Source organism: Anaerococcus jeddahensis (genome assembly GCF_001182725.1).
Lineage (GTDB): Bacteria > Bacillota > Clostridia > Tissierellales > Peptoniphilaceae > Anaerococcus > Anaerococcus jeddahensis.
Genome location: NZ_CWHU01000005.1, coordinates 310,440 through 328,339 on the forward strand (window position 1 = coordinate 310,440; position 17,900 = coordinate 328,339).

At 27.7% G+C, this 17,900-nt stretch carries 17 protein-coding genes and 2 pseudogenes; 11 read left to right on the forward strand and 8 right to left on the reverse strand.

The genetic code is table 11. The features are described 5' to 3' along the window. Positions 1-21: 21 nt before the first annotated feature. Positions 22-294, reverse strand: coding sequence for a YkvA family protein (locus tag BN2087_RS04560; RefSeq protein ID WP_049690678.1), 273 nt, complete (start codon positions 292-294; stop codon positions 22-24). Positions 295-474: 180 nt separating this feature from the next. On the opposite strand from BN2087_RS04560, the gene BN2087_RS04565 reads away from it, so the two are divergent. Both BN2087_RS04565 and BN2087_RS09515 read left to right on the forward strand, forming a co-directional pair. After that, on the forward strand, positions 475-966 hold the full coding sequence (locus tag BN2087_RS04565; RefSeq protein WP_049690679.1) for a macro domain-containing protein: 492 nt from the start codon (positions 475-477) through the stop codon (positions 964-966). 92 nt (positions 967-1,058) lie between these two features. Then, positions 1,059-1,187: an LDCC motif putative metal-binding protein gene (locus BN2087_RS09515; protein ID WP_280641582.1), complete on the forward strand. Its 129-nt coding sequence runs from the start codon at positions 1,059-1,061 to the stop codon at positions 1,185-1,187. A 55-nt stretch (positions 1,188-1,242) separates the two neighbouring features. Here BN2087_RS09515 and BN2087_RS04570 read toward each other — a convergent pair. The 3 genes and pseudogenes from BN2087_RS04570 to BN2087_RS09545 all read right to left on the reverse strand — a co-directional run. Then, positions 1,243-2,115, reverse strand: a pseudogene (locus BN2087_RS04570) (IS3 family transposase); the annotation flags it as partial. Further along, complete coding sequence (locus BN2087_RS04575; protein WP_049690680.1) at positions 2,100-2,639, reverse strand: helix-turn-helix domain-containing protein; 540 nt, start codon at positions 2,637-2,639, stop codon at positions 2,100-2,102. The gene BN2087_RS04575 and the pseudogene BN2087_RS04570, both read right to left, overlap by 16 nt. Before the next feature lie 68 nt (positions 2,640-2,707). Next, positions 2,708-3,157, reverse strand: a pseudogene (locus BN2087_RS09545) (NAD(P)H-dependent oxidoreductase); the annotation flags it as partial. A 292-nt stretch (positions 3,158-3,449) separates the two neighbouring features. Here BN2087_RS09545 and BN2087_RS04585 point away from each other — a divergent pair. Together BN2087_RS04585 and BN2087_RS04590 are read left to right on the forward strand one after the other, a co-directional pair. Further along, complete coding sequence (locus BN2087_RS04585) at positions 3,450-4,376, forward strand: hypothetical protein (RefSeq protein ID WP_049690681.1); 927 nt, start codon at positions 3,450-3,452, stop codon at positions 4,374-4,376. 189 nt (positions 4,377-4,565) lie between these two features. Then, on the forward strand, positions 4,566-5,636 hold the full coding sequence (locus BN2087_RS04590) for a hypothetical protein (RefSeq protein WP_049690682.1): 1,071 nt from the start codon (positions 4,566-4,568) through the stop codon (positions 5,634-5,636). 52 nt (positions 5,637-5,688) lie between these two features. Here the strand turns inward: BN2087_RS04590 and BN2087_RS04595 are convergent, their stop codons facing one another. From BN2087_RS04595 to BN2087_RS04605, 3 genes are all read right to left on the reverse strand, one after another. Then, the gene (locus tag BN2087_RS04595; RefSeq protein WP_049690683.1) at positions 5,689-7,083 is read right to left on the reverse strand and encodes a hypothetical protein; all 1,395 of its coding nucleotides are present in this window, start codon (positions 7,081-7,083) and stop codon (positions 5,689-5,691) included. Between the two features lie 98 nt (positions 7,084-7,181). Beyond that, positions 7,182-8,498: a sensor histidine kinase gene (locus BN2087_RS04600; RefSeq protein ID WP_049690684.1), complete on the reverse strand. Its 1,317-nt coding sequence runs from the start codon at positions 8,496-8,498 to the stop codon at positions 7,182-7,184. Continuing rightward, positions 8,479-9,192 carry a response regulator transcription factor gene (locus tag BN2087_RS04605; RefSeq protein ID WP_049690685.1) on the reverse strand — a complete coding sequence of 238 codons (714 nt, stop codon included), beginning with the start codon at positions 9,190-9,192 and terminating at the stop codon, positions 8,479-8,481. Before BN2087_RS04605 ends, BN2087_RS04600 begins: the two co-directional genes overlap by 20 nt. Before the next feature lie 156 nt (positions 9,193-9,348). Between BN2087_RS04605 and BN2087_RS04610 the strand changes: the two genes are divergently transcribed. The 3 genes from BN2087_RS04610 (at position 9,349) to BN2087_RS04620 (ending at position 11,083) form a co-directional block, all read left to right on the forward strand. Next, complete coding sequence (locus BN2087_RS04610; protein WP_049690686.1) at positions 9,349-9,594, forward strand: GlsB/YeaQ/YmgE family stress response membrane protein; 246 nt, start codon at positions 9,349-9,351, stop codon at positions 9,592-9,594. 65 nt (positions 9,595-9,659) lie between these two features. Further along, on the forward strand, positions 9,660-10,526 hold the full coding sequence (thyA, locus tag BN2087_RS04615) for a thymidylate synthase (RefSeq protein WP_049690687.1): 867 nt from the start codon (positions 9,660-9,662) through the stop codon (positions 10,524-10,526). Positions 10,527-10,576: 50 nt separating this feature from the next. Further along, positions 10,577-11,083 (forward strand): AAA family ATPase, encoded by a 507-nt coding sequence (locus tag BN2087_RS04620; protein WP_049690688.1) that lies wholly within the window; start codon positions 10,577-10,579, stop codon positions 11,081-11,083. 38 nt (positions 11,084-11,121) lie between these two features. On the opposite strand, the gene BN2087_RS04625 is transcribed toward BN2087_RS04620, so the two are convergent. Then, positions 11,122-14,046 carry a transglycosylase domain-containing protein gene (locus BN2087_RS04625; RefSeq protein ID WP_049690689.1) on the reverse strand — a complete coding sequence of 975 codons (2,925 nt, stop codon included), beginning with the start codon at positions 14,044-14,046 and terminating at the stop codon, positions 11,122-11,124. Between the two features lie 182 nt (positions 14,047-14,228). Between BN2087_RS04625 and hflX the strand changes: the two genes are divergently transcribed. From hflX to lgt, 4 genes are read left to right on the forward strand one after another with little or no spacing between them, the layout of a single operon-like run. Beyond that, entirely contained in the window at positions 14,229-15,464 is a 1,236-nt protein-coding gene (gene hflX / locus BN2087_RS04630) for a GTPase HflX (RefSeq protein ID WP_049690690.1), read from the forward strand. After that, entirely contained in the window at positions 15,439-16,086 is a 648-nt protein-coding gene (locus tag BN2087_RS04635; protein WP_049690691.1) for a YigZ family protein, read from the forward strand. Before hflX ends, BN2087_RS04635 begins: the two co-directional genes overlap by 26 nt. Positions 16,087-16,100: 14 nt before the next feature. Further along, complete coding sequence (locus BN2087_RS04640) at positions 16,101-16,838, forward strand: YebC/PmpR family DNA-binding transcriptional regulator (protein ID WP_049690692.1); 738 nt, start codon at positions 16,101-16,103, stop codon at positions 16,836-16,838. A gap of 1 nt (position 16,839) precedes the next feature. Continuing rightward, the gene (gene lgt / locus BN2087_RS04645) at positions 16,840-17,601 is read left to right on the forward strand and encodes a prolipoprotein diacylglyceryl transferase (RefSeq protein WP_049690693.1); all 762 of its coding nucleotides are present in this window, start codon (positions 16,840-16,842) and stop codon (positions 17,599-17,601) included. Positions 17,602-17,900: the final 299 nt, after the last annotated feature.

Genomic DNA, 17,900 nt, shown 5'->3' on the forward strand with positions numbered 1-17,900 from the left:
AAAAGACCCCGAGTGGGTCTTTTATTTATTTTCTTCTACATATTCGATTTTTTCCTTTTCCATTACAGAATCAGGAATCATTTTGCTTGTTATATAAATTAAAAATGGAAGGACGATTGCATCATCCAAAATTCCCAAAAATGGGATCATATCATTTATCAAATCAGCTGGCATTACTGCATATAAAATTGCTCCAAGTCCCAAAAGTTTTGCAAGTTTTGGAGTATTTTTATCTTTCATAGCCCTAAAATATACTGGTATAAAATTTATGATTTTAGAAAATTTATTTTTCATTATCTATCCCTTACTTTCTTTTTTAAAATAATATTAAGTATTTTTATTTTCATTTTAATTATACTGTAATAAATGCAATTGTAAATTAATTTTATTAAACTTCATTTTAAATTAATCCTACAAGATTAGTATATTATGATTTTTTTAATTTTCAAGTTATAATATTAAAAAGGAGTTATTATGACATTACAAGTAGTTGATATTGATATTTTAAAATTAAAAGTTGATGCAGTTGTAAATGCAGCAAATGTTGATTTGATAGAAGGTGGGGAAATTTGTGGACAAATTTTTGAAAAAGCTGGAAGAGAAAAGCTAAAAGAATCTTGCCAAAAATTATCCCCAATTAAACCAGGAGAGGCTGTAATTACAGAGGGATTTGATCTTTATCAAAAACATATAATCCATGCGGTAGGCCCAATTTATAATAAAATATACAAGGAAGCTTGCGAAAAAATTTTATCAGATGCTTATAAAAATTCTTTAAATCTTGCCAAGGAAAATAAAATAAAATCTATAGCCTTTCCTTTAATTTCTGCAGGAATTTATGGTTATCCAGAAAAAGATGCTTTTTTTATAGCAAAAAGAACAATCGATGAATTTTTAAAAGATAATGAAATGGAAGTATATCTTTCTACCTTTGGAAAAGATATCTTGTCTTTAATTATGGGATGAGTAAAATATTATTAAAATTTGAAAGAAATAATTTTTTCCGGTATAAATATTATTGTAGAAAATTTACAAGTTATTACCTAAGGAGGTAAAATATGAAAATTTTTGAAACAATAAAAAATAGATGGGAAAAATTCTTAAAAAATCTAGCAAAAGAAAATAAAAAATCTTTTGGAAATGAAAAATTAGATTGTTGTACAATGAACAAAAGAGAATATAAATAAAGAAAATGACCTTGGCTGACCTGAACCCGTAAACGCGGAATAATTTAATAATATTTTAAGCGGAATGTAATCTGTACATGACAGGGGACATTCCGTTTAATTTTGTTTTAATTCTATCCTCATTGTACCATTTAATATATTTTTCTATCTCAATAACTAATTCATTATAGTTTTTAAATTCCGCCCCATAATACATTTCTTGTTTCAAGATTCCAAAGAAGTTTTCCATAGGAGAATTGTCTAAGCAATTTCCTTTTCTTGACATACTTTGCCTAATATTCATTTTTTCTAGTTTTTTAGTCCATGAACTGTGTTGATAATGGAATCCTTGGTCTGAGTGTATAGTTAAATCTTTAATGTCTTTATTTTCTTCTAGTGCTTTTTCTAGCATAGTATTAGTTAAGTTTATTGTTGGGTGATTACTTAGTGTATAGCTGATTATTTCACTGTTGTATATGTCTAATATTGGTGATAGATAAAGTTTTTCTTCCTTACCCTTTATTCTGAATTCTGTTACATCTGTTAGCCATATTTGATTTGGTTTACTTGCCTTAAATTGTCTATTTACTATATTGTCTGCTACTTTACCTATTTGTCCCTTGTATGACGAGTATTTTCTTGATCTAGTTTTAAATTTAGAGCAAAGCAAGGATTCTTCTCTCATTATTCTTAAAACTCTTTTATGGTTAATTTTAAATCCTTTATTTTTTAATACTAGAGTAACTCTTCTATATCCGTATCTACCTTTTGAAGATTCTACTATAGTTTTTATTTCCTCTTTAATTTGTTTGTCTTTATCTATTGGTTGTTCTAATTTTATTTTCCACTCATAGTATGATGATTTTGGTAACTTAGCTATATCCAACCATTCGCTTATTTTACTTTCAGGATATTCTTTTTGTAAGTTGAGGATTATCTTTGTCTTTTCCTTGCTTCGGCTTCCTCTTCTAGTAGCAAGGCTTGTAGCTTTTTTTCGTAGACTATTTTCATCTTAAGAAGCCTATTTTCTTCTCTTAATCTTATTAATTCTTCTCTTTCACTTTCGTTTATTGGAGTATTTAGTTTAGACTTTTTGTTTGCTTTGCTCATATCTTTTCTAGGCCTTCCTCTGTTATCTTCTAGCCCAGATAGACCACGTTCTTGATAATCTTTTTCCCATCTGTATACCATGGAACCATTAACAAGATTAAAGTGCTCTGCAGTCTCTCTAAGCGAAGTATTATTGATTTGCCTATATTGTATTACAGATAGTTTAAATTCACTAGTGTATTTTTCGTTTTTTAACTTTTTAGATAAGTTCTCAAAGCCACCTGACTGATATTTGCGTATCCAATTTTCTAGAGTGCTTTCAGGTATATTGTATCTATGTGCTAATGCAGGTTGTCCACCTGATTTACCTGATAAATATTCTTTTACTAATTTTATCTTGAATTCTTTTGTGTATTTTGGCATACAAAAACCCCTCCATCCGTATTCCGGATTTTGGGGTTCAGGTCATGGCGGGTCATTTTTTTATGCTTTTAATCTACAAGTTTTTTTGTGATCTCTACTACTCTTTTTGCTTGTGCTTTTACTGCATTTTCGATTTCGTTTGAAAATCCATCGTTTCTTGCAGTGCCACTTGCACCATAAGGGTTTCCGCCTTGTGCATAAACTGAATCATCAGTGTATCCTACTGGAACAATTATTCCTCCCCAGTGAGCTGCACTTGTATAAATTGCTGTTATTGTTCCTTCTTGACCACCATTATTATTTTGAGCAGAAGTCATTGCTGAAATTACTTTATTTGTTAATAAACCTTTGGCCCAAACTCCTCCTTGGGCATTTAAAAATGCTTTTAATTGGAAGGAAATATTTCCAAATCTTGTTGGTGATGAAAAAATTATTGCATCAGCCCAAATTAAATCATCTGATGTAGCTTCTTTTATTTCCTTAGAATCTTCTAAATATTTTTTCCATCCTGGATTTTCTTCAGCCCCTTTTTCATCTAGGTATTCTTTAACTTTTAAAAGCCTAACTTCAGCTCCGTTTTTTCAGCTTCTTCTTTTACCCATTTTGCCATTTGAAAATTGTGGCCTGTTTGTGAATAATATATAATTGCAAGTTTCATTTTTTACTCCTTTTAAATTTTATTTTCATTACGTCATTATAACTATAACCATAAATAAAAAAATAAACAATTATTTTTAATTTTATTTAATTTGATGAATTGTTTTTTATTTTCTGGGTAAATTTATAAAGAGAAAAATAAAGGAAGTAAAAATGGAATTAACAGAAAAATTTGAAAAAGATAAGTGTAAAAATCCAAAAGAATATTCGATTATTCACAAAGAAGTTCCCATAAAAATGTCAGCAGATATGTGGGAGGCAATAGCCTACTTGTTGTGGTATGTGCCGGGTATTTCCTCAATTCAATCAAAATCAAATGAATTGATTTCAAATATGGAATATGATTATTATACCTTTGTTGAAATTATGACTTATATGGATTTAAGAGATGAGGATTGTCTTTTTACAGAAGAAGTTGATGAAAAATTGGCGAGTGAATATAAAAAAAGAATTTGTACTAATTCTCAAAAATTAATTTTAACCCAATCTGATGGGGAAACAAAAACTGAATCTCTTTTAAGACATATTAGAAATGCTATAGCTCATGGATGTTTTAATATTGTTGATGATTTGATGGTTGGTTTTGATGAAAAAATTATTGGAAAAGATCAAACTAAAACAACTGCAATTTTTAAAATAAAACCAAAAAATCTTTTAAAAGCTTTAAGAATGCTAAATGAAGATTTGACCAATCAAAAATTAATTTCAAAAGCCTTAAGAAATACTAAATATTGGGTTGAGCCCTACCAAGAAGGTTTTGAAAGAAGCAATAAATTTGACCTATATGCAAAGAAAAATGATAGGCGCTATGCAATTGAAATTAGAGATTATAGATCACAAAGGGATATTGATAAAGGCTTTGCAAGAAAGCTTGCTCATAATTTTAAAAATTTGCAAGATGAAAGGGTAAGACCTGTTCTTGTAATTAACACTTCATTTTTGAAAGAAGAGTCAAAAAATGAACTTATAGCAGCTGATGTTTTGATTTTGGATGTGAAAAATATTAAAAAAATGTTAAAGGGCAGGGATATGATTAGGGAAATTGAGAATGCTCAAAGTCTATACAAATACAAAAAATAATATTTTAAATAAATTAAAACCAAAAGATTAATTTTAGAAAAAAATCTTTTTAAAAATTAAATTTGTTTATTTAAATTTTTTAAAAAATAAAATTTTCAAAAAATGAAATTGATAATTAAAACATTTCCAGTATAATGGGAAAGTATTGATTTATAATTTTATATTATAAAAAACAAAAAAGGAGGAATTATGACTGAAAATTTAAAAGAAAATAGAAAAGCCAGATCATCTGAGCTTAGAGAGAAAAGAAAGACTAGGTACAAGGATGATTATTCTAAAGATAATAGTATTTCTTGGGGAGCAATAATTGCGGGAGCAATTTCATTTGCATCTGTATTTACTGTATTAAGTTTACTTGTGGGAGCTTTGGGTCTTGGAATTTTTTCACCAAATAATCAAAATCCTTTCCAATCCATGGGAATAGGAATGGGAATTGCTACAATAATTATTTTAATAATTGCATTTGCAATTTCTGGATTTATTTCTGGAGCATTCTCAAAAGGCCAATCTTTACTTCATGGATTTATGAGCTGGGCTTTATCAATAATGTTATTATTTGCTTTGGTAATTAATATGATTTCATCTGCACTTGGTCTTGCAGGATCTGCTGCAAAAACTGTGGCAAGTACTACAGGAGATATAGCAGGAAGTGTTGCAAGCACTGCTGCTGATGGGGCAGGAAATCTTCTATCAAGTGTTGGAGATTCCATTTCAGGAGTTGATACAAAAGACTTAGAAAAAAATATTGAAGGTGCTTTAAAAGAAACTGATGTTAAAGAACTTCAACCAGGATATTTAAAATCTCAACTTGATGAATCAAAAGATGAAATTGCAAAAGCTGGAAAAGAACTTTTAACAAATCCAGAAAATTCTGATAAGATTCTTGATGATTTATCAAATTCTCTAGAAAAGAAAGCAAAGAAAATCACTGATTCAGTTGATAAAGAAACAATCCAAGATGAAGTTTACAAAAACTCTAGCCTTTCTGCAAAAGAAAGTGAAGAAGCTGTAAATAATATCTATGATGGAATGGACAAGGCTTCAAAAGAAGCAAGCAAGCAAATTGAAAGTGCAAAAAATGGCCTTCAAGATGCTAAAAAAGATTTAGAGAAAAATGTTCAAAAGGCAAAAGATGGAGCAGAATCTGCATCAAATAAAGCTTCTGTAGGAGCTGTTTTAGTATTTCTATTTTTAATTGTTGGACTTGGAATTGAAGTTTATACAGCAAAAATGGGTGAAAATTACGTAAATAATATTTAAGCCAAAGAAAAAAAACTAGGGGAAATTTCCTCTAGGTTTTTTTTGAAAATTTTTATTTAATTAATGATAAAACTTTTTTGTAAGGATCTTTTGCATTTATAATTTGATCATATTTTAAATATTTATCATCTTCATTCAAGGATTTTGAAGAATTTATTGAAAGCAAAAGTCCAGAATGGTCAAGTTTAACAATATCAGCTCTTAAATAATAAATTATATCATTTTTTGTATTATCGCCTTCAAAACCATTTTTTATGATAGTTGCATCGGATGTATTTTTCAAAATATTTGCAAATCTTATAGGATCATTTTTTGTATTATCATTTGTGAGAATATATATTTTTTTATTTGGCATATTTTGATCTTTTTTTATTTCAGTTTTTATTTGATCGTAATACATATAATTTTCTTTATTAATTTCTTTTGTTTCTTCAGGAAATTTTATAGCTTGATTTTCTATAAATGAAGAAGTGGTAGGGACCTTGTCCTTGTTATTTTTCATATAGGAAAGACTTTGTTTTAAGAGATTTCCCCTATAAAAAACAACTTTTTCAAAATTATAGTCCTTATGAATTAATAAAGGAAGAATTTCATTTGCATACTTATCATCAATAGATTCATTTTGACTTAAATTTATAAAAATATATGAAATATTTTGATTGTTTTTTAAGACTTGCCTGATTTTTTCCTTATCTTCTTTTAGATTATTAGAATTAAAAACTGGCATATTTAATTCCAAAATTTTATTATTTTCTTTAAGATCAAGGCCTAATAGATTATCTTTTCTTTCCAACAATCTTTTATACCTATTTACAACTTGAGCATCTCCCAAAATCTTTCCCCTTGGAGAATTTTTGTTTTCCTTATAATAAGGGAAGATTTTGTTATAAGTTTTTACATCGAGAAGATTTGTCCTGTTATCATCCAAGATGGAAATATAGGCTGAAACTATATCAAAAAATTCTTGATCTGACTTAGATTTTTTAACCTTTTTTTTGAAAGTTTCAGTTTGATCAATAAGTTCTTTATAATTTTTTTCATTTTCTTTATCAATGGCATAATTTCTTTCAAGATAGTAAGAAAGTTTATTAAAATCAGAAATTTTTTCTGCACTTGTAAGTGACCTATCGTTGGTATTTCCAACAAAAATTTCCTCAGTAATAGAATCCATTACTTCTTGTCTAAATTTTGGATAAGTGTAATTATTATAGCCATTAATTTTTCCTAAAAGAGCCTTTGTAGATAAGAAAATTATAAAAATAAGTGCTAATACAAGGCCTGCTCTTCTTCTCATGTATTTTCTTTTTAGGGCCTTAATCCTTTTTTTTGATCTTTTTCTAATAGTTGGACTTTGGGACCTTATTTTTATATCTTTTTTTCTAACTTTTTCTCTTTTATTTCTTGATGCGGATTGATTTTTTTTATTTTTGTCTCTTTTACTTTTCATAATTCACCTTAATATAATATATCAAAAATTTATGTAAATATACAAATAATTATTTAAATTCAAAATATTTGTGTATTTAGAAATTTTTAAGTGGATAATCATTTAGGAAAAATCACAGAAAAGGTTGAGCCCTTGCCAGGTTTTGATTTTAACTTTATTCTTCCACCAAGACTTTCTACAAAATTTTTACTTATGGAAAGTCCCAAGCCATGACCATTTATTTTTGTATTTCTAGCATCATCAATCCTATAAAATCTTTCAAAAATAATCTCTTTTTTCTCATCAGTAATTCCAACGCCATTATCTTTTACATCAATATAAACATTATTTTTATCTTCGTGCAAGCTTACTCTTATTAAGCCATCATCCTTAATTGCTTTTATTGCGTTTGAAATTAAATTTTGAACAACTTGGCTAATTTTATCCCTATCAGAATTAATCATTATCCCATCATTGATTTCTTCAATCAAAGAGATATCTAGCTTATTAAGTCTAGGTTTTATGGTTTCAAGAATTAATTTTATATGTTTTGATAGGTCAAATTCATTTTTATTAATTTTTAAATATTCAGAATTATCATTAAAAGACTTATTTAAATTTACAACAAGACCTTCTAGCCTGTGAATTTCTTCAAGAAGGGAAGATAGGGTTTGATCATCAACATCAATTACACCATCTTTAATTGCTTCAATGTAAAGTTGAAGATTTGTAATTGGAGTCCTTAGCTCATGAGAAATATCTTGAGCATATTGTTTTCTCACATATTTTTGATTTTTTAAATTTCTTGAAAGATATCTTATATTATTTTGCAAATTTTGAAGCTCTATAATCTTACTTTCTTCTAAATTAATGTCATATTCGCCATCTTTTATTTTCAAAGTAGCATCAGAAATTTGTTTTATAGGATTTGTAATATTTGTTGAAAGAATTAAAGCAATAATAATTCCTATAGATAAAGACATGACAATAGCTATAATTATAGAATTTTTAAAATTATTTAAAAGTTCATTTGCAGCCATTTCTCCAGTATCATAGGTAATTATTAACTGCCCCCTATATTCATTTAAGTTAGGATTAATAATATCGTAACTTTTTGTCGTAGTAAGGGCAGTTTCGTCATCATCTCTGCCTTTAAAACTTATAACAGGCTCCTTATCCTTATTTAAAATTTCTATATCGATATTTAAAGACTTAGAAAATTTTCCAAGTCTTTCTTTCATTGTATACAAATCTTTGTCAGCAAGAAGATTTTCAAATTGCTTTTTTATTTGCAAGGGCATATTATCTTCAGTTGTTGCAATAAAATTTCTTGTATAAACACTTAATAAGTAAGAAATCGCAATTGAAAAAACCAAAATGCAGGCAAAAATTCCAGCGACAAAATTTCTGACAATTTTATTTCGTAGAGACGTCATCGACACCACCAGATTTATATCCCATACCATAAATTGTTTTAATATAAGATGGTTTTTTTGGATTGTCTTCTATTTTTTGTCTAATATTTTTAATATGAGTGTCAATTGCCCTGTCGTAAGCATCATAATCAAAGCCAAAAGTGATTTCTATAATCTCTTCTCTGGTAAAAATTTTATTTGGATTTGAAAATAAAGTTTTTACAATTTGAAATTCATTTTTTGTAAGAAAAATTTCTTTTCCATCTTTAAAAAATCTATTGTATTCAAGATCCATTTCAAGTCTGCCGTCAGTTGTTTTTATAATATCTGCTCTAGGAATATTATATTTTTCAATTCTTCTCAAAACAGTTTTTATTCTTTGAACTAATTCTTTTGGAGAAAATGGCTTTGTCATATAATCATCAGCTCCAAGTTTTAAACCGTTAATTATATCTTCTTCATTAACCTTTGCAGTAACCATAATTACAGGAACATTAGATTTATTTCTAATTTCTTTAATAAGATCTTCACCAGAAATTTCTGGAATCATAAGATCAAGTAAGATTAAATCAATTTCTTCATTTTCAAAATAACTTAAGCCTTCTTTTCCATCAAAAGCTTGAAAAACATTATAACCTTCTTTTTCAAGATAGGATTTTATAATTTTTGAAATACCTTTTTCATCTTCTACAATCAGTATGTTTATATCATTCATTTATTTCACCTCAAATTTATTATACCTTAATAAGTATTTAAGCTTAATATATCTTATTATTTAGTTTTTTTTATGTGAAAAATGATAGATTTTCAAATGAATGGGTAAAATAATAAAGTAAATCAAAATGCAATTTTTAAATTAAAGGAGAGTAATATGATTAGTTCAATTATAATAGGTGCACTTTGCGGCTGGATCGCAAGTATGATTATGAAAACAGATGCTCAAATGGGAGCTATAGCAAATATAGTTGTAGGAATTTTAGGAGGAGCCATAGGTTCTTGGATACTTGGAATTGTAAATATAAATGTAACAGGTTTTGTTGGAAGTTTAATTTCAGGAATTTTGGGCTCAGTAATTTTAATTTACGTTTATAATTTAATTACAAATAAAACTAAATAGGTAAAAATTTTAGGCTGGCTTGTCCAGCCTTTTTCTTTATAAATTTTTCATGATATAATAAATCCATGAATAATGTAGATAAAAAATATATAGAAATTGCAAAAGAAATTTTGGAAAAGGGATATGATGAAGAAAAATTAAATAAAGAGGTAAGACCTGTTTGGGAAGATGGAGAAAGTGCTTATACAAAATTTTTGCCCCAACAAGTTGTAAACTATAAGAAAGGAGAAGTGCCTCTAATTAGTTTAAGAAAAATTGCTTGGAAATCTGCAATAAAAGAAATTTTGTGGATTTATCAAGATAGGTCAAATGATGTAAATTTATTGAAAGAAAAATACAAGGTTAAGTATTGGGATTCGTGGAAAAATGAAAAGGGAAATTTGGGAACTGCTTATGGCTATCAAATAAATAAAAAATTTAAGTCACCAGAAACTGGAAAAATGACAAATCAAATCGATAGACTTATCGACCAAATAAAAAATAATCCTTTAAACAGAAGATTAATAATGAATCTTATTGATGTAGATGATATGGCAGAAATGACTTTAATTCCTTGCGCATTTTTAACTATGTGGACTGTAAGTGGAGATTATTTAAATTTGACTTTGATTCAAAGAAGTGGAGATTTTTTGGCGGCTGCAGCTCCTGGTGGAATAAATGCTTTTCAATATTACGTCTTACTTAGAATGATTGCTCAAGTCACAGGATACAAGGCAGGGGACTTTGTCCATTTTATACAAAATTATCACATCTATAAAAAACATATACCAAGTGTTGAAAAAATAATCGAAACAAAGCTAGATGAAAAGAGCAAACCAAGACTTGAAATTAATCCAGAAATTAAAAATTTTGAAGATTTTACAATTGAAGATTTTAAATTATTAGATTATTATCCAGACCAAACAAAGTATGATATTGACATAGCACTTTAGGTGTTGAAATGTAATAAATTTTAAGTATAGTCAATCGGTATGGAGGAATTATGGAAAAAATAACTATAATTGGATCCGGAGGTTCCGGAAAATCAACTCTTGCCAAAGAACTTGGAGACAAGCTTGACATAGAAGTTTTTTACTTAAATAAAATTTGGTGGATAAATGATAATGAGCATATTAGCGATGAGGAATTTTTATCTATTCAAAAAAAGATAATAGAAGAAAATGATTCATTTATTTTTGACGGCTACTATCCAGATACTTTGGATTTAAGATTAGAAGCTAGCGATACAATTATTTTTTTGGATTTTCCACCAGTAACAAATTTAAAAAGGTCAGTAAAAAGATCACTAACTGAAAAAAACAATGAAGATGATCCTAGTCTTGATAGAACAGAAAAGTTAAACAAAGATTATATTACTTGGCTATTAAATTTTAATAAAAAAGAAAGAAATAAAATTTTAGATAAATTAAATAAATTGAAACTTGAAAAAAAGATAGTAATAATAGATAACGATAATAAAAAAGATTTATTTTTACAATCTATAGCATAAAAAAAGAGCCGCTCGGCTCTTTTTTTACTTAATTTAATTTATCTATTATTTTGATATCCTTGGTTATTTTGATTACCTTGGTTATTTTGATTACCTTGGTTATTTTGATTATTGGTATTGTTTTTATCCTTATTATCATTCTTATTTTTTTCATCTTCCTCTTTATCTTTTCCAGATTTTTTATCAGATTTTGGTTTTTCTTCACCTAAATTTGAGTATCTATAAGGAATATTATATTTCCAATCTTCAGGAACAATTCCATCCCACTTGTTTGGATCATAAGAATTTTTTCTATCAATAAAAGCTCTGTTAACTTGAAAATGCTTTGGAGTTTTATTTGATGCAAGAAGGTTATTTCTAGAATCTACAGTAATCCAAACGTGAATGTCGTCTTCTTTTTTTGGAAGATTATCTTTTGTAAATATTTCATCTTTTACAGTATTTCTTGGATCTGAATAAGAAGCTTGAGTTGGAAGTTTTCCACTAATTGTGTCAACTTTTGCATGAATTATTCCATCAGGCTCTTCAAATTTAGCTTGCTCATATCCATCTAAAATTTTATTATTTATATTTCTCCAAATAACTTCAGCTCTTGTTGTTGAATAATCATTTTGATAAATATTTTGATCATCAGGCCCCATCCAAACACCAACAGTATAGTAAGGACTATAGCCTATAGACCAAAAGTCAATATTATTTTCGCTTGAACCAGTTTTTGTTCCATAATCAATTCCAATAGGACTAATTGTTTGATAATGTTCGGCTGTTGATTTTAATGCTGATGTAATTTGATAAGCAGTTTGAGGGCTAGTTACTTTATTTTTCTTTTTATCTTTTTCATCAAAAATAACTTTTCCCTTATTATCTTCAATTTTTGAAAAAGATAAAGGCTCAATATATTCTCCGCCATTTGCTAGGGCTGCATAAGCTGCAGTCATATCAACTAAAGTCATTCCATTTGTCATAGCTCCAAGACCCATGGCCGCAAGATTTTCATCGTTATTTTTTGGATTTTCTTCTTTTGTAACAAAATAATCATTGCCATCATCTTTTATCAATCCAAATTTTTTCAAATATTTTTTTGAATTATCAATTCCTACATCTTTTAAAGTACGAACAGCATTAGTATTTACTGAATATACAATTGAATCTCTTAATGAAACTATTCCTTTATAAGATCTATAAACATTTTCTGGCCAAATTTCTCCATTTTCTTTTCTCATAAAAGGAACATCGTCAATTCCAGTTGCCAAACTATATCCCTTATCAATTGCAGGAGTGTAAGTTGCAAGTGGCTTCATTGTTGATGCAGGTTGCCTTGGTTGATCAATCGCTCTGTTTAAAATTTTTAAACCTTGTTGGTTACGTCCGCCGACAACGGCTTTTATTTCACCATTTTTATGATCCATTACAACAGTTGCAGATTGAGGTTGAATTACTCCTTCAAGATCAATATCATAGTAAGATTTATTTAATGAGTATGATCCAGATTCATTTGCAATTACAAAGTCCTTATGTTTTTTTAGATAAGATTCAGTAATGATTATTGAACCATCATTTGCTTTTTTTACATTGTCATTTGAGCTAAGTTGTATAAAACCAGTTTTATGAGTTCTAAGATTTGAATTTTGATCGTCCAAAGTATAGAAGTTTTTCAAAATAATATTTGTTTGATCAAGACTTAATTTACTTGAATTTATAATAAAATTATTATTTTCATCAAAATATGCTTCATCATTTCTTAAGGTCAAATCATTGTCATAATTTAATAAATTTGATTTTGAAAAATATAAGATTTTTCCTTCTTCATTAATAATATTTGAATAATTATCATATCTTAGATCAAGAAGTGGGGCAGTGTACCAACCTTGAGTATTTCCCATAATATATTCTGAAAAATTATCATAAATTTCCTCAACTTGGTCTTGGATTTTTGTATCGATTGTTGATGTTATTTTTAAACCACCATAATAAAGCTTATTATAAGCTTGTTTTTCGCTAATATCATAAATATCTTCAAGCTTTTCTACAACTTGTTTTTCTAAAAGTGTATTAAAATATGATGCCATTAATGGTTTTTTATCTTTTGGTGGCTTAATATGTTTTGCTACATTTTCACTTAAAGCTTCTTTATATTCTTTATCAGAGATGTAATTTTCTTCTTTCATTTTTAAAAGGACATCTTTTTGCCTTTCAAATGGTTTTTCATTATAAACTGCTGAGTATTTTTGACCATCAATAGAAAACTCGCCAAAAACTTTTTGGTTAGTTACCTCTGAAGTTGGTACGGTTTTAAATAGGGCAAATTCTGTAGGAGATTGTACAATTCCTGCTATGGCTGCACATTCTGCAAGAGTTAATTTACTTACATCTTTTGAAAAATATGTATGGGCTGCAGCTTGAACACCATAGACATTTTGACCTAGAAAAACCCTGTTCATATAAGCTTCAAGTATTTCATCCTTGCTTAAAGATTTTTCGATTTCTAGGGAAATATAGATTTCTTTTATTTTTCTTTCATAAGTTTGATCGTTTGAAAGATAAGTATTTCTTGCAAGCTGTTGAGTTAGGGTAGATCCTCCTCTAACAATCGACCCACTTTTTAAATTTTCAAAAGCAGATCCAAGTATTGATATTGGATCAATACCGCCGTGCTTATAAAACCTTCTGTCTTCAACTGCTACAAATGCATTTTTTAAATTATCAGGAACCTTGTCGATTTCAACTATATCCCTATTCTCATTTGTTTTTATTGAATCAATTTCATTTCCATCTTTATCAACTATAGTAGAATTTTCACTCATTTCGTATTTTATATTTTCTGGACTAACTTTTGGAGATTTTTTCATAACCTCGAAAATTCCTCCGCCAACTAATCCTGCAAATATAGTTGCCAAAATGCCAAAGGCAAATAAGGCTATAAGTAAAACTTTTAAAACTATAGAGGAAATTTTTTTATTCATTTTGACCTCCTTGCTTAAAGTCTTTATTTTTTCATTTAAAATTAATCATAAATCAAATCTTATTATTATTTTATCATTTTTTCTAAATTTAATCTATTAATTAGGATTAAATATTGCTTATTATTTTACAAATCTTTTATTTAAATCAAATAATTGTATAATCTATTTTAGAAAGGAAGTTTATGCAAGAAGTTATACAAGTAAATGTTTTTGAAAAAAATGAGAATCCAAATAAAGAATTTGAACTTGAATCATTAATTAATACAGCAGGTGGAAAATCTGTTGCAAAAATTAGTCAAGTTATTTCAAAAGTAAATCCAGCCTATTATATTGGCTCGGGGAAAGTTTCTGAAATTGAAGATATAGCAAAAAAATTAGATGTTAAAACTGTAGTTTTTGACGTTGAACTTTCTGCATCTCAACTTAGAAATCTTGAAGAGAGAATGAAGCTTCATGTAGTTGATTGGACTACTTTAATTTTGGATATTTTTGCCCAAAGAGCAAATACAAAAGAAGCAAAATTGAAAATAAAACTTGCTCAATTAAAATATCAATTACCAAGAATAAACAAATGGTTTGCTTATCTTTCTCGTCAATCCGGTGGAATTGGTACAAGAGGACCAGGTGAGACCATGCTTGAAACTGATAAAAGAGCAATAGTTCGTGATATAAGAAGTCTTGAAGATAAATTAAAAGATTTAGAAAAAACGAAAAGTGTTAATAGAAAAGCAAGAGAGAAAATTTTAAATATTTCACTTTTGGGATATACAAATGCAGGAAAATCTACTATTTTAAATAATATGCTAAAAATATTTGGCAAAGAAAAATTTGTTTATTCTGATGATTTATTATTTGCAACTTTGGACACGTCGACAAGAAGACTAGATTTTTCAAATACCAAGGTGACCTTGACTGATACAGTCGGATTTATTGATAATTTATCGAAAGAATTAAATGATTCTTTTCTAACAACTCTTGAAGAAATAAAATTTTCAGACATGCTCTTAGTAGTTATTGATTCATCATATGATATTGAAACCCAATTAAATACAATTGATAAGGCACTTGAAGATATTGATATTGGAGATAAAAAAATTCTTTATGTTTTTAATAAAATAGATAAAATAGAAAATGAGACCTTACTTTTGGGCTATAAAAAAAGGGAAGAAAAAATTTATATATCAGCAAAAAACGAAGAGGATATAGAAAAACTAAAGGAAAAAATTGTTGAAGTCATAAAAGATGATTATATAAAAGTTTCAATGAAAATCCCCTACCATGATGGTAAAATTTTAGATTATATAATGACAAATTACGATATTGACAAAAAAGATTTTGATGAAAATTCTTCGATTTTAGAATTTGACATTTCAAAGAAAGATTACAATAAATATGAGAGATATATCGAGAAAAATTAGCCAAAATTATAAAACCATAGAAGGTGAAATTAAAGATGAATTTGAAATAGAAAAATCAGTCTTTATCACAAATATAAAATATGTTGAATCAGAAGAAGAGGCTCTTTCATTTATTGCAAAAATCAAAGAAAAATATAAGGATGCAAATCACAATTGTCATGCTTATATAATAAATCAAAAGCCAGAAATAAAAAGATATTCAGATGACGGAGAGCCTCAAGGATCAGCAGGCCTTCCCATGCTTTCAGTTTTAGAAAAAGAAAAACTTTTTAATCTTGTTGCAGTGGTTACAAGATATTTTGGAGGGAAAAAATTGGGTAAAGGGGGGCTAGTAAGAGCCTACACCAAGGGAGTTTCTGATTGCCTAGATGGAAAAATTACTTATAGAAAAATTTTTATAGAAAGTAAAATAACTTTTGATTATAATTTACTTGGAATAATAGAAAACTTTCTAAATGAGAAGAATTATATTATTATAGAAAAGAACTTTCTTGAAAATGTTAGAATAAATTTATATATTAGAAAAGATGAATTTGAAAATTTTAAGAAAAAACTTATTGATATGACTTCATCAAATATAAAAATAGAAAAACTTGATGAAATAATGTTATATGAAGAATAAAAATAGGAGGAAATATGTCAGGACATAATAAGTGGAGCAAAATTAAAAATAAAAAAGGTAGTGAAGATGCAAGACGTGGAAAAATCTTTACAAAATTAGGTAGAAATATTTCAGTTGCAGTAAGAGAAGGTGGAGATAATCCAGAATACAATCCAGCCTTAAAAGTTGCAATTGATAAGGCAAAAGCAGAAAATATGCCAAATGATAATATAGAAAGAGCAATAAAAAAAGCAAGCGGCGATACAAATGGAGCAAATTTCGAAAGAATAATTTACGAAGGATATGCAAAAGATGGAGTAGCTGTAATTGTAGATTGTCTTACAGATAATAAAAATAGGACAGCTCCAGATATTAGGCACATTTTTGACAAAAACGGTGGAAATCTTGGAACAGACGGTTCAGTAATGTTTATGTTTAACAGAAAAGGATTAATCGAAATTGAAAAAGATGGAATTGATTTTGATGAATTAATGTTAAATGTAATAGATCTTGGAGCAGAAGATGTTTCAGATGAAGATGATGTTTACCAAATAATTACAAGTGTAGAAGATTTCCAAACAGTTCTTGATGGAGTAAAAGAAGCAAATTATAAACTTTCTAAGGCAGATATTTCATATTTAGCTGATAATTTAATTGATGCACAAGAATCAAATAACAAACAAATAATGAAATTAATCGATTCGCTTGAAGATAACGATGACGTTCAAGAAGTTTATACAAATTGGAATGTGCCAGATAATATAGAAGAATAATATGTTAAATTTTAATATAGACAGGGTAGCTTTTTCAATTTTTGGAATTGATATCTACTGGTATGCAATATTAATAATTACGGGAGTATTGATTGGAGCAAAATTCGCTCAGAAAGAATTTGTAAAAAGAGGATTTGAAGAAGATTTTATTTACGATATGCTTTTTGTAATTTTGCCACTTGCAATAATAGGAGCAAGAGCTTGGTATGTCATTTTTGAATGGGATATGTACAAAAATGATCCAATTCAAATTTTAAATTTCAGAGCAGGAGGGCTTGCTATCCATGGTGGAATTTTATTTGCAATAATCGGCATTTATTTTTATGCCAAGAAAAAAGAAATTCCACTAATAGATTTGTTAGATATTTTGGCACCATCATTAGCTTTTGGTCAAGCTATTGGAAGGTGGGGGAATTTTGTAAATGGAGAAGCTCACGGAAGAGCTACAAATTTACCTTGGGCAATAATAGTTGATGGAGTAAAAGTCCACCCTACATTTTTATATGAATCAATTGGAGATTTTTTAATATTTTTATTTTTAATAAATTATAGGAAAAAAAATCCGAAAAAAGGAATTCAAACATCAATTTATTTTATGGCCTATGGGATATTGAGATTTTTTGTAGAAGGACTAAGAACAGATTCATTAATGATAGGACAATTTAGAATGGCTCAGCTTACAAGTGTGATTTATTTACTTGTAGGAATTTATTTATTTGTAAAATATAAAAATATAAATTTAAAACCATATAGAAAAAAATAAACAGTTTAGGCTGTTTTAGAACGTAGAAAAATCCTCAAGCACGAATATCTGAATCCGAAAATTGGTGATTTCTAAATTTTAAAATTTGAAATCAAATCAATTTTTTTCGTATGATATTCTTAGCATGAGGATTTGTAAACTTTGCAAACATTTGAAACAGCTTAGGCTGTTTTTTTATTGAAAATTTTTATTTTGGGAATTAATACCACTTTTTTGAAAATTCTTCAAAAAAATAGAAAATTTTAAGAAAAATTAGAAAAAAATAATTTTATAATCCTTTACAATTTAAAGATTTTAGT